12 protein-coding genes are annotated in these 12,628 nt (G+C 63.5%); 8 read left to right on the top strand and 4 right to left on the bottom strand.

Annotated elements, in window-relative coordinates; translation table 11 throughout:
* Positions 1–27 precede the first annotated feature (27 nt).
* Complete coding sequence (locus E2H86_RS09600; protein ID WP_133327066.1) at positions 28–900, top strand: LysR substrate-binding domain-containing protein; 873 nt, start codon at positions 28–30, stop codon at positions 898–900.
* Positions 901–962: 62 nt separating this feature from the next.
* Here E2H86_RS09600 and E2H86_RS09595 read toward each other — a convergent pair whose 3' ends face one another.
* The gene (locus E2H86_RS09595) at positions 963–1,526 is read right to left on the bottom strand and encodes a LuxR C-terminal-related transcriptional regulator (RefSeq protein ID WP_207955618.1); all 564 of its coding nucleotides are present in this window, start codon (positions 1,524–1,526) and stop codon (positions 963–965) included.
* Positions 1,527–1,863: 337 nt separating this feature from the next.
* Here E2H86_RS09595 and E2H86_RS09590 point away from each other — a divergent pair, with 337 nt between their 5' ends.
* The gene (locus E2H86_RS09590; RefSeq protein WP_133327064.1) at positions 1,864–3,207 is read left to right on the top strand and encodes an MFS transporter; all 1,344 of its coding nucleotides are present in this window, start codon (positions 1,864–1,866) and stop codon (positions 3,205–3,207) included.
* Between the two features lie 35 nt (positions 3,208–3,242).
* Here the strand turns inward: E2H86_RS09590 and pncB are convergent, their stop codons facing one another.
* A complete protein-coding gene (gene pncB, locus E2H86_RS09585; protein ID WP_133327062.1) occupies positions 3,243–4,442 on the bottom strand; it encodes a nicotinate phosphoribosyltransferase in 1,200 nt (399 codons plus the stop codon).
* Complete coding sequence (locus E2H86_RS09580; protein WP_133327060.1) at positions 4,439–5,089, bottom strand: nicotinamidase; 651 nt, start codon at positions 5,087–5,089, stop codon at positions 4,439–4,441. Before E2H86_RS09580 ends, pncB begins: the two co-directional genes overlap by 4 nt.
* Positions 5,090–5,227: 138 nt before the next feature.
* On the opposite strand from E2H86_RS09580, the gene E2H86_RS09575 reads away from it, so the two are divergent.
* Positions 5,228–5,968 (top strand): NrtR DNA-binding winged helix domain-containing protein, encoded by a 741-nt coding sequence (locus E2H86_RS09575; RefSeq protein WP_133327058.1) that lies wholly within the window; start codon positions 5,228–5,230, stop codon positions 5,966–5,968.
* Here the strand turns inward: E2H86_RS09575 and E2H86_RS09570 are convergent.
* Positions 5,953–6,546: a helix-turn-helix domain-containing protein gene (locus E2H86_RS09570; protein WP_133327056.1), complete on the bottom strand. Its 594-nt coding sequence runs from the start codon at positions 6,544–6,546 to the stop codon at positions 5,953–5,955. The two genes, E2H86_RS09575 and E2H86_RS09570, sit on opposite strands and share 16 nt — an antisense overlap.
* Before the next feature lie 243 nt (positions 6,547–6,789).
* Here E2H86_RS09570 and glnT point away from each other — a divergent pair, with 243 nt between their 5' ends.
* From glnT to E2H86_RS09545, 5 genes are all read left to right on the top strand, one after another.
* Positions 6,790–8,124, top strand: a complete 1,335-nt coding sequence (gene glnT, locus E2H86_RS09565) for a type III glutamate--ammonia ligase (protein WP_133327054.1) — start codon at positions 6,790–6,792, stop codon at positions 8,122–8,124.
* Between the two features lie 125 nt (positions 8,125–8,249).
* A complete protein-coding gene (locus E2H86_RS09560; RefSeq protein WP_133327052.1) occupies positions 8,250–9,155 on the top strand; it encodes a class II glutamine amidotransferase in 906 nt (301 codons plus the stop codon).
* A 26-nt stretch (positions 9,156–9,181) separates the two neighbouring features.
* Positions 9,182–9,856 carry a protein glxC gene (locus E2H86_RS09555; RefSeq protein ID WP_133327050.1) on the top strand — a complete coding sequence of 225 codons (675 nt, stop codon included), beginning with the start codon at positions 9,182–9,184 and terminating at the stop codon, positions 9,854–9,856.
* 15 nt (positions 9,857–9,871) lie between these two features.
* Positions 9,872–11,197, top strand: a complete 1,326-nt coding sequence (locus E2H86_RS09550; RefSeq protein ID WP_133327049.1) for an FMN-binding glutamate synthase family protein — start codon at positions 9,872–9,874, stop codon at positions 11,195–11,197.
* Between the two features lie 70 nt (positions 11,198–11,267).
* Complete coding sequence (locus tag E2H86_RS09545; protein WP_133327047.1) at positions 11,268–12,572, top strand: ammonium transporter; 1,305 nt, start codon at positions 11,268–11,270, stop codon at positions 12,570–12,572.
* Positions 12,573–12,628 lie beyond the last annotated feature (56 nt).

Genomic DNA, 12,628 nt, shown 5'->3' with positions numbered 1-12,628 from the left:
TATCCGGTTAGCTGATATTTTGATGATATGACCCCAGAACAACTGATAACCTTCGCCACCGTTGCCGAGTACGGCAACATCAGCCATGCGGCGCTTGCCCTGCACCTGTCACAGCCAGCGGTATCGGGCCAGCTCAAGCTGCTACAGGACGCCTTCGGCGAGCCGCTCTATCAGCGCGCCGGCCGCGGCGTGCGGCTGACCCCTGCGGGCGAGCAACTGCTGGCCCATGCCGAACGCCTGCGCGACACCTTCCGCCAGGCCCAGGCCCTGCGTGAGGCGATGCGCGGCCTGGAGCGCGGCACCTTGCGCATCGGCGCCAGCACCACGCCGGCCAGCTACCTGCTGCCGTACCTGCTCGCCGACTTCCAGGCGCGTTACCCGGATGTGGCGGTGACCACCAGCAACGGCAACAGCGCCGAGATCGTCGCCGCCCTGGACAGCGTGGACATCGCCCTGATCGAAGGTCCGCCTGGGCAATCCCTGCCCTTGGGTACCGAGGTCACGCCGTGGCGCGAAGACGAGATCGTTGCCATCGTGCCCAGCCATCACCCTTTGGCCGGGCAGGACCGCCAGGAACTGACCGTGCTGGCAAGCTATCCCTTGGTGCTGCGTGAAAGTGGGTCGGGCGTACGCCAGCTGGTCGAGCGGGCGTTTGCCCGTGAAGGCGTGGCGATGCGCGTGGGCCTGGAGATCGCTGGGGTGGAGGGAGTCAAGGAAGCCGTGCGGGCGGGTATGGGGATCGGCTTCGTCTCGGCCATGTCGATCCGCCACGAAGATGCTGCGCTGCATCGGGTGCGGATTGGGCCACAGTCGTTGGTCCGGCGTTTTTCCATTCTGATGCCCCATGCTGCCACGCCTTCGCGGGCGGCTGCGCGGTTTTTGGAGATGTGCTTGGGGTAGGGGGTGCTAGGGGGGGGCGGTGGCGCTGGATGTCTGCGGCACCACAACCCTCAAGCGCACGCTCAATCCACCAACCTCGCAATCAGGTCTGCCGTATTGTTGACCGCATACTTCTTCAACAAACTGCACCGATGGATATCCACGGTCCGCGGGCTGATACCCAGTGTCTTGGCCGCTTCCTTGCTGGTCTGGCCATCGACGAGCAGCGCTGCGACTTCGCGCTCGCGGGGCGTCAGGGTGACGTTGCCGTGGGGCGGGTGTTGTTCCTGCTCCGGGTCGGTGAAGACCCAGGCCGCATGCTGATACGGCTTCGCTTCATTGAACCCATAGCCCCTCACCGTCACCCAGAAGTGCGAGCCGTCCAGGCGCCTCATGATGCGGTTGTCATTGAACGGTTCGTGCCGGGACAACATCGGGGCAAAGTGCTCGGCGGCACTCAGGAAGTCTTTCTGCTCAGGATAAAGCACAGCGAAGGAGGCGCCGATGATGCGTTCGGGGGTGGCACGAAACATCGCCAGTGCCCGGTCGTTACAGTGGGTGATTCGACGATTCTCTGCAACGATTACGGCCACCGGTAGATGGTGAAGAATCCGCAGGGCATCTGGCCTGTTGTCGTCACTGCTCACGCCTCGATCCCCTTGTAAGCGGCTGTCCAGAGCCCGAGTCGCTTCCCTTTCCCCATGCGATCACCTAGGTGATCGTGATGCCTGGACCCTCCCGGCTAGGCAGCCCTATGATGACATCAGCCTCGAATTGGCGACAACCCGGTCGCTGTTTCCAAGGTCCGCTGCTGTGGCAGCGATGAACGTCCAACCCTCGAACTCCAACCAGAACATTGTGCGCAACCTCCCAGCGATCAACGTGGCCGAAGACCACGGTATCGTGTCTGTGGCCGATCCATTCCATTGCTGCCCATCCTAAAAGCACCTGTGTGCGACCAAAAAAAACCAGGAGAGCAACCGCATGAGTAATAGCGCGCCCGTGTCCCCCTCCATGCTTCGCAAAGTCACCACGGCAGCTGCCGTAGGCAACTTCGTGGAGTGGTTCGACTTTGCCGTCTATGGCTTTCTGGCAACGGTGATCGCCAAACAGTTCTTCGCCAGCGACGACCCCAATGCGGCCCTGTTGCAGACCTTCGCCGTGTTCGCCGTAGCCTTCGCCTTCCGCCCTTTGGGAGGCGTGGTGTTCGGCTCCCTCGGCGATCGCCTGGGGCGTAAGCGGGTACTGTCGATGACCGTGCTCATGATGGCCGGGGCGACCACGGTCATCGGGCTGTTGCCGACCTACCAGAGCATCGGCCTGCTGGCCCCGATTCTGCTGACTATCACGCGCTGTATTCAGGGCTTCTCCGCCGGCGGCGAGTACGCAGGGGCTTGTGCCTACCTGATGGAGCACGCTCCTCGGCACAAACGTGCCTGGTATGGCAGTTTCATTCCGGTGTCGACATTCTCTGCGTTCGCATCTGCGGCAGTCATCGCCTACCTGCTCGATGCCAGCCTGTCGCCGGAAGCCATGAGCACCTGGGGCTGGCGGGTACCGTTCCTGGTCGCCGCGCCGCTCGGGGTGGTCGGCCTGATCCTGCGCTGGAAAATGGAGGAAACGCCGACCTTCAAACAGGCCATGGCTGCAGAGGACGATCACACCCATTCGCCTCTCAAGGAAACCTTCAAGCACCACAGCGGCACGATTCTTCGCCTGGGCGCGTTCATTTCACTCACCGCCTTGTCGTTCTACATGTTCACCACCTACTTCGCTACCTACCTGCAGGTGGTCGGTCACCTGACCCGGGCGCAAGCATTGATGGTCTCGACCATCGCCTTGCTGTTCTCGGCCGGCGCCTGTCCCGTCGCTGGTGCCTTCGCCGACCGCTTCGGGCGGCGCAGGACCATCGGCTTCACCTGCCTGTGGGCCATCGTGTCGGTGTTTCCTGCCTACTGGCTGGCCAGTTCCGGCGACCTGTACGCAGCCGTGCTGGGTGTCATCCTGTTGGCAGTGGCGGCGGTGTTCTCGGGCGTGGTCACGGCCGCGCTGCTTTCGGAGGTGTTCCCCACCCGTGCTCGCTATACCGCATCGGCTATCACCTACAACGTGGCCTACACCTTGTTCGGCGGTACCGCACCCTTGGTCGCGACCTGGCTGATTTCGGTCACTGGCAGCAGCCTGGCGCCGGCGTTCTACCTGGTCCTGATCGCCTTGCTGGCATTGGCTGGAGGGTTGGCGTTGCCGGAGACCTCACGCATCTCGCTACACGATGAGCAGGGCGGCGAGCCGGGGCAAGCACCGGATTGTGCGAACAGCCGGGCCTGAGGCGCTGTCCGGGCGGCGGCAAGCGAAGGGTGGGGTTACCCCACCCGAAACACGTGCTTCAGATAGGCCACGAAGTTCTCGTCCCGACACTGCGTCTTGCCCGGACTGTCGGAAATCTTCGCCACTGGCGCACCGTTGCACGCAGTCATCTTGATCACGATGTTCATCGGCTCCACGCCCGGAATATCGCAGGTCAACCGGGTGCCGATGCCAAAGCTCACGTTGATCCGCTCGTGCAAGGCCCGGTACAGCTCGAGGGCCTTGGCGAAGTCCAGGCCGTCGGAGAAGATCAGCGTCTTGCCCTTCGGGTCGACGCCCAGCCGCTCGTAGTGGGCAATGGCTTTTTCCGCCCAGGCCAACGGGTCGCCGGAGTCGTGGCGCAAGCCATCGAACAGCTTGGCGAAGTACAGGTCGAAATCGCCCATGAAGGCATCCATGGTGATGCAGTCGGTCAGGGCGATACCCAGTTGCCCGCGGTACTCTCGCACCCAGCACTCCAGCGCGGCGGCCTGGCTGTCGACCAGACGGGGGCCGAGCTGTTGGTGGGCCATGAACCATTCGTGGGCCATGGTACCAATCGGCCGCAGTTCGAATTCGCGGGCCAGGTGCACGTTGCTGGTGCCGACGAAACGACCGGGGAAGTCGCGCTTGAGGATGTGCACGACTTCTTCCTGGACCCGGTATGAAAAGCGCCGGCGGGTACCGAAGTCGGCCAGCTGGAAGCCAGCCAGTTCCTCGGCGCTGGCTTCGGACTGCAACCAGTCGAGCTTCTGGTACAAGCGCTCGCCGACCTGCTCGATCACCACGTCGCGATAGCGGTAGCGGTTGCGGACTTCGCTGATGATCGCCAGCAGTGGGATTTCATAGAGGATCACGTGCAGCCACGGCCCACGCACGCGGATCGCCAGTTGCCCGCTGTCGTCCAGGCCTATCTGCACATAGCGCAGGTTGAAGCGGAACAAGCTGAGGAAACGGATGAAGTCAGGCTTGATGAAGGGAATCTTCTCCAGGTAGGCCAACTGGTCGTGGGTCAGGCTGACGTCGGCCAGTTGCTCGACCTGATAGCGGATTTCGGCTAGGTAGGGCGCGAGGTCTTCACTGTTGCGGCAGCGGAACTCCCACTCGACTTCGGCGTTGGGGTAGTTGTGCAGCACGGCCTGCATCATGGTGATCTTGTAGAAATCGGTGTCCAGCAGGTTCTGGATGATCCGTGGACCGAATACGCTTTCGCTCATGGGCGGTCTTCCTTGATCAGAGACAGCTGGTAGTCGAGCGCGGCCTCGTCGCCGCAGAGGATGACGCCTTCCGCCGCCAGCGCGCCGCAGGCGCCGATGGCGCCTTCCTGGGTCAGGGCGCGGCAGGCCGGCAGGTACAACAGCACCTGGAAGCCGGCGCGGCGCAATTGCTGGGCTGTGGTCTTGACGCAGTAGTCCAGGGCCAGTCCGCCGACGATCACCGCGCCGACCTGATGCACCGTGAGGTACTCGATGACCCCGGTGGAGCGACGCTCGGCCAGGTCGTGGTAGCAGGCGCCATAGGGGTGCAGGTCGGGCTCGACGCCTTTCCAGACGAAGTAGTCGTAGTCGATGGGCGCAGGCAAGCCGGGCAGCAGTTCGAAACCCGGGGTGCCGGGCACACAGTGGCTGACCCAGGTCAGATCGGCGTTAGCCAACGTCAGTGGCTGAAGCATCTGGCCGGGTTCGGCGACCACCCAGGCGGCGTTGGCAGGGTGGGCGTCCTTGCTGCCCAGACGCAGATCGGCGCGTTGGGCCATGGCGTTGAGGTCCGGGACGATCTCGTGGCCTTCCGGCACCGGCAGCTCCTGGGGGGCGTTGGCGGTGAAGCCGTTCTGCGCATCGACATCGAAGCTGGCGATCTTCATGGCGGTTCTCCTCGCTGGAATGGGTATATAATCCACCTGGTGTAATAAGTATGTCAAGCTTGAATACCATCACAGAGCGGGCTTGCCTTATTTAGATGCCCTGGTGGAATATTGCGCGGTCAACGAGGAGGCTCCCTGGTGAGTACAGTAGAAGTCCTGGCCAGTGTCGATATCGTCGCCCTGCGCCTGGCCCCCGATGCCCAGCATCTGCAAGTGTTGTTGCACCGTCGCGAGCGTGAACCCCATGCCGGGCAGTGGGCCCTGCCGGGGGTGATCGTCAATGGCCGTACCCGCGACAACAGCCTGGAAGCAGCCGCCGACCGGGCCTTGCGTGAGAAAGCCCAGGTGCTGCCGCGTTACCTGGAACAGGTGTGCACCGAAGGCAATGCGTTTCGCGATCCGCGCGGATGGTCAATGAGTACTTGTTACCTGGCCCTGCTCGATCCGCAGCAACAGGTCGAGGGCGACTCGCTGGCATTTGTCGACTTGGACAGTGTCCTGGCACGCAAGGTCCTGTTGCCGTTCGACCATAACCTGCTGGTGGAGCGAGCCCGTGAGCGGCTGGCCGCCAAGACGGTTTACAGCAGTGTGTCGCTTTACCTGCTGGCAGAGCGGTTCACGGTGCTCGATGCCTTGGGGGCGGTGCAGGCGTGTCTCGGGCAGGCGGTGAACAACACGTCGCTGCGCAAGCGCCTGGAGCGTCTGCGCGAGCTGGGGTGGGTCAGGGATACTGGGGAGAAGAACCAGCCGCGGCTGGGGCGACCGCAACAGTTATATCAATACACCCCACAAGGGGAGCGGCCATTCATGTTCGACCGCAGTCTGCTGCCCGAAGGGGGGGAGGGGCCTACCCCAGCGCCCAGCTACTCGTCGCCGTAATTCATGATCGAGAGCAGACGAATCGGTACCTGCACCAGCTGCTCGGGGCCGTGCGGGGTCTCGCCGTCGAAGGTCAGGCTGTCGCCGGCATGCAGGTGGTAGAGCTGGTTGCCATGGCGGTAGACCAGTTCGCCTTCCAACAGATGGAGAAACTCGGTGCCGGGGTGGGCGAAGGTCGGAAACTCCTCGCTGGCATCGTCCATGCTCACCATGTAGGCCTCGAAGTTCTTCTTCGGGCCTCTGGCGTGATTGAGCAAATGGTAGGTATGGCCTTTTTCGGTACCGCGCCGCACCACCTCCAGCCCTTCGCCTGCCTTTACCAGCAGCGCGTTGCCATCGGGCTGGTCGTACTGACTGAACAGCTTGGCCATCGGCATGCCCAGCACGTCGCACAGGCGGCTGAGGGTGTCGAGGCTGGTGGAGACCTGGGCGTTCTCGATCTTGCTCAACATGCCCTGGCTGATGCCCGCGATACGCGCCACGTCGGCGAGCTTGAGTGACTGGGCCTGACGCTGGCGCTTGATCTGCAAGCCAAGGTATTGCTCCAGGCGAAGACGCGGTTCGGTTTCGGTCGACATCGAAAGTCCTGCACGGTTTCAGTTCAAGAATAAAGATTTCGCACTGGGAAAGTGCGCTCGACGGCTTCGCTGGCCGCCGTTTTCCTCTGGTGAAAACAAGTTTCCCACATTATCGAGCTAAATACTGCTGGGAGCGCGCCCGCCTTTTCGTGGCAATACAAAACTGGCAAGCCGATTGCATTCCTAATAGGAAAGTTAGTTTCTCATGCGGAATTAATGGCCCTCACCAGGAGTGATCAACCCATGTTGCCAGCAGAAACCCAGCGCACCCTCGACCAACACGGCATCAAGTACGTGTTGGCTCAGTTCGTCGATATCCATGGCTCGGCGAAAACCAAGTCGGTGCCGGTCTCGGGCCTGAAGATGGTCGCCGAGGAGGGCGCGGGCTTTGCCGGATTCGCCATCTGCGGCATGGGCATGGAACCCCATGGCCCGGACTTCATGGCCCGAGGCGATCTGTCCACACTGATTCCCGTACCCTGGCAACCGGGCTATGGCCGGGTGGTGTGCATCGGTCACGTCAATGGCCAGCCCTGGCCGTATGACAGCCGCTATGTCCTGCAGCAACAGGTGCAACGCCTGGCCGACAAGGGCTGGACCCTGAACACGGGCCTTGAGCCGGAGTTCAGCCTGTTTCGCCGTGACGACGACGGCAAGCTGCAACTGGTGGACGCCTCCGACAACCTCGACAAGCCGTGCTACGACTACAAAGGCCTGTCGCGCTCGCGGCTGTTCCTCGAGCGGCTGACCGAGGCCCTGCAACCGGTAGGCTTCGACATCTACCAGATCGATCATGAGGACGCCAACGGCCAGTTCGAGATCAACTACACCTACAGCGATGCCATGGAGTCGGCCGACCGCTTCACCTTTTTCCGCATGGCCGCCGGCGAGATCGCCAACGACCTGGGGATGATCTGCTCGTTCATGCCCAAACCCGATCCCAAGCGCGCCGGCAACGGCATGCACTTCCACCTGTCGCTGGCCAGCAGCAGCAACAAGAACCTGTTCCACGATCCGTCCGACAGCAGCGGCATGGGCTTGTCCAAACTGGCCTATCACTTCGCCGCCGGGCTGTTGGCCCATGGCCCGGCGCTGTGTGCATTCGCCGCGCCCACGGTCAACTCGTACAAGCGCCTGGTGGTGGGGCGCTCGCTGTCCGGCGCCACCTGGGCCCCGGCCTTCGTTGCCTACGGTGCCAACAATCGCTCGGCGATGGTACGCATTCCCTATGGCCGCCTGGAGTTCCGCCTGCCGGACGCCGGCTGCAACCCCTATCTGGTAACCGCCGCGATCATCGCCGCCGGCCTCGACGGCATCGACCGTGAACTCGACCCCGGGCAGATGTGCAACGAGAACCTCTACAACCTGAGCCTGGAAGAGATCGCCGCCCGCGGCATCCAGACCCTGCCGCAGTCGCTCAAGGAAGCCGCCGATGCTCTGGACGCCGACCCGCTGTTCCGCGAGGTGCTCGGCGCCGAGATCGTCGATGAGTTCATCAAGCTCAAGCGCATGGAGTGGGTGGAATATTGCCGACACGTCTCCGACTGGGAAATCCAGCGCTACACCGAGTTTTTCTGAGCTTCAAGCTTCAAGCCGCAAGCTGCGAGAGAAAGGCAGTGCGCGGCGGACACCATCCCCCGTTCAACACGGACAACTTGCAGCTTACCGCTTACCGCTAGCTGCCGAACGTAGAGAGGCCCTTTATGTGTGGAATCGTTGGTCTGTACCTGAAGAAGCCGGCGCTGGAAGCCCAGCTCGGCAAGCTCTTCGAACCCATGCTCGAGGCCATGACCGACCGTGGCCCAGACAGCGCCGGGTTCGCCATCTATGGCGATGAGGTGGCCGACGGGTGGGTCAAGCTGACCCTCCAGGCCAGTGACACCGACTACCCCTGGGCCGCGCTGATGGGGCAGCTGGAAGGACGCCTGGGTTGCTCGCTGGATTGGTTTCAGAACGCCAGTGCCGCTGTGCTCAAGCTGCACACCAGCGAGGCGGCGGCCCGTGAAGCGCTCGCCGAACTGGCCCCGGAGGTGCGCATCATGAGCGCCGGGCAGAGCATCGAGATTCTCAAGGGCATGGGCTTGCCGGCGCAGATCTCCAGCCGCTTCGGCCTGGCCGGCATGAAAGGCAGCCACATCATCGGCCATACCCGCATGGCCACCGAAAGCGCCGTGACCATGGAAGGCAGCCACCCATTCTCAACCGGCGCCGACCTGTGCCTGGTGCACAACGGCTCGCTGTCCAACCACTTCCGCCTGCGCCAGGAACTCAAGCGCGAAGGCATTCATTTCGAAACCGACAATGACACCGAGGTGGCTGCCGGCTATCTCACCTGGCGCCTGCAGCAAGGCGACACCCTGGCCCAGGCCCTGGACGGCGCGTTGGAGGACCTGGACGGCTTCTTCACCTTCGCCATCGGCACGCGCAACGGCTTCGCCGTGATCCGCGATCCGATCGCCTGCAAGCCGGCGGTGCTGGCCGAGACCGACGACTACGTGGCCATGGCCTCGGAGTACCAGGCCCTGGCCACTCTGCCTGGCATCGACCAGGCCAAGGTCTGGGAGCCGGCGCCGGCCACCCTGTACGTCTGGGAGCGCGAGAGCGCCTGACCCCCATTGAAGTCGCGGAGACACGCATGAACACGATCGATCTTTCCAGCGCTTCGGTGCGCGAACTCAACCAGGCCCTGCACGGCGAAGTACAGGGCCGCGAATGGCACGTCAGCCACCCGGACGGCAAGCACAACCTAGCCGTGGGTATCAATCAGGCGTTGACCGTGGCTATCGACGGCCACGCCGGCTACTACTGCGCCGGCATGAACCAGCAGGCCGACATCACCGTGCACGGCAACGTCGGCGTGGGTGTGGCCGAGAACATGATGTCCGGCTCGGTGCGGGTCAAGGGCAGTGCCTCCCAGGCCGCCGGTGCCACCGCCCATGGCGGACTGCTGGTGATCGAGGGCGATGCTGGCGCACGTTGCGGCATTTCCATGAAGGGCGTGGACATCGTGGTCGGCGGCAGCATCGGCCACATGAGCTGCTTCATGGGCCAGGCCGGGCGCCTGGTGGTGTGCGGCGATGCTGGCGACGCCTTGGGCGATTCGCTGTACGAGGTGCGTATCTACGTCAAGGGCTCGGTCAAGTCGCTGGGCTCGGACTGCATCGAGAAAGAAATGCGCGCCGAGCATATCCAGGAGCTCCAGGCCCTGCTCGACGAAGCAGGCCTGGCGCACCAGGCGGCGGATTTCAAACGCTACGGTTCGGCCCGGCAGCTGTACAACTTCAAAGTCGATAACGCCAGCGCGTACTGATCCAGGAGCATTTCCATGAGCGAGCAATTCCCCCCGGTACTGCGTGAGTCGGCCACCTTCGATCGCCTGACCATCCAGGAAATCCAACGCGCCGCCGAGACCGGCATTTATGACATCCGTGGCGGCGGCACCAAGCGCCGTGTGCCGCACTTCGACGACCTGCTGCTGCTCGGCGCCAGCGTGTCGCGCTATCCATTGGAAGGCTACCGCGAAAAGTGCGGCACTGACGTGGTGCTGGGCACTCGCTTCGCCAAGAAGCCGATCCACCTGAAGATCCCGGTGACCATCGCCGGCATGAGCTTCGGCGCGCTGTCGGCCAATGCCAAGGAAGCCCTGGGTCGCGGTGCCACCATCGCTGGTACCAGTACCACCACCGGCGACGGCGGCATGACCCCGGAGGAGCGGGGCCAGTCCCAGCACCTGGTGTATCAGTACCTGCCGTCGCGCTACGGCATGAACCCCGACGACCTGCGCAAGGCCGATGCCATCGAAATTGTCCTGGGCCAGGGCGCCAAGCCTGGCGGTGGCGGCATGTTGCTGGGCATGAAAGTGACCGAGCGGGTGGCTGGCATGCGCACCTTGCCGATCGGCGTCGACCAGCGCAGCGCCTGCCGCCACCCGGACTGGACCGGCCCCGACGACCTGGCGATCAAGATTGCCGAGCTGCGTGAAATCACCGATTGGGAGAAACCCATCTACGTGAAGATCGGTGCCAGCCGCCCGTATTACGACATCAAGCTGGCGGTCAAGGCCGGTGCCGACGTTATCGTGCTTGATGGCATGCAGGGCGGTACCGCAGCGACTCAGGAAGTCTTCATCGAGCACGTGGGTATCCCGATTCTGCCGGCCATTCCACAGGCGGTGCAGGCGTTGCAGGAGATGGGCATGCACCGCAAGGTGCAGTTGATCGTCTCCGGTGGCATTCGCAACGGCGCCGACGTGGCCAAGGCCATGGCCCTGGGCGCCGATGCCGTGGCCATCGGCACCGCGGCGTTGATTGCCCTGGGCGATAACCATCCGCGGCTGGACAGCGAGCTGAAGAAGATCGGCTCGGCTGCCGGTTTCTATGACGATTGGCAGATCGGCCGTGACCCGGCCGGCATCACCACCCAGGACCCGGAGCTGGCTAAGCGCCTGAACCCGGAAGAGGCCGGCCGGCGCCTGGCCAACTACCTGCGGGTGCTGGTGTTGGAGGCGCAGACCATGGCCCGCGCCTGCGGCAAGTCGCACCTGCACAACCTCGATCCTGAGGACCTGGTGGCACTGACCGTGGAAGCCGCCGCCATGGCGCGGGTACCGCTGGCCGGCACCGCCTGGGTGCCGGGCCAGGCCCTGTATTGATCTGACCACCGGGGCCGCTTTGCGGCCCTTTCGCCATTGGGCATCCCAGCGTTTACACAGGAGTGACTCCATGAAGCACCTCACCCTCGCTGTAATGTTGTTGATCTTGGCCTCTCAGGCCCATGCCGCCGAGCCCGGCCTGGACACTGGCGACACCGCCTGGATGATCTGCGCGGCGATGTTCGTGCTGATGATGTGCATCCCTGGCCTTGCACTGTTCTATGGCGGCATGGTGCGGGTGAAGAACTTTCTCTCGGTATTCACTCAACTGTTCGCCGTGGCCGGGGTGATCGGCATTCTCTGGGTGTTGTTCGGCTACAGCCTGGTGGTCGATACCACGGGCATGGTCGAAGGTCAGGTGACCTGGAACAGTTTCGTCGGCGGCCTGGATAAGGCGTTGATGCTCGATGTCGGCCATGACAGCCTGATCGGTACCATCCCCGAAGGGGTGTTTGCGGTGTTCCAGCTGACCTTCGCCATCATCACCCCGGCGCTGATCGCCGGTGGCTTTGCCGAACGTATGAAGTTCAGCGCCTCGCTGTCGTTCATGGTGGCTTGGTTCATCCTGGTCTATGCGCCGGTTGCGCACATGGTCTGGGGCGGGCCGGGGGCATTGATGGTCAACTGGGGCGTGCTCGACTTCGCCGGGGGGACCGCGGTGCACATCAACTCAGGCGTCGCCGCCTTGGCCGCGGCATTGGTGCTGGGCAAGCGCAAGGGCTATCCGCAGGTGGCGATGCCGCCGCATAACCTGGGCTTCACCCTGGTCGGTGCGGGCATGCTCTGGGTCGGCTGGTTCGGCTTCAATGTCGGCTCTGGTCTGGCTGCCAACCAAGGGGCAGGGGTGGTGATGCTGGCGACCATGGTGGCGGCCTGTGCCGGGATCGTCGGTTGGTTGCTCAGCGAAAAGTTCTTGCATGGCCGGCCTACGGCGTTGGGCGCGGCGTCCGGCGCTTTGGCCGGGCTGGTCGGGATCACCCCGGCGTGTGCCTTCGTCGGGCCGCTGGGCGCGCTGGTGATCGGCTTGCTGACCGGGGCGATCTGCTTCCTTGCCGTGACCCGGCTGAAGCAGGCGCTGGGGTATGACGACAGCCTCGATGTGTTCGGACTGCATGGGATAGGGGGCATCGTCGGTGCGCTGCTGACCGGGGTGTTCGCTGCGCCGGCGTTGGGGGGATATGTTGAAGGCGTGTCGCCGGTGGCTCAGTTGCTGGTGCAGTTGCAGGGGGTTTCGTTCACCTTCGTGTATTGCTTCGTGGTCAGCCTGGCGATCCTCGGTACCTTGAAGTGGGTGATTGGCTTGCGGGCCAGCAAAGAGGAAGAAGAACAGGGGTTGGACCTGGCGGAGCACAACGAGCGGGCGTACAACCTCTGATGGGTTGCCTGTACCGGCCCTTTCGCGCCGAACCGCCGCGAAAGGGTCGATACAGG

It is taken from the genome of Pseudomonas putida (assembly GCF_004357765.1).
GTDB lineage: Bacteria > Pseudomonadota > Gammaproteobacteria > Pseudomonadales > Pseudomonadaceae > Aquipseudomonas > Aquipseudomonas putida_U.
Note: the sequence above shows the minus strand (reverse complement) of the source record. Positions and strands in the feature narration are given on the sequence as shown.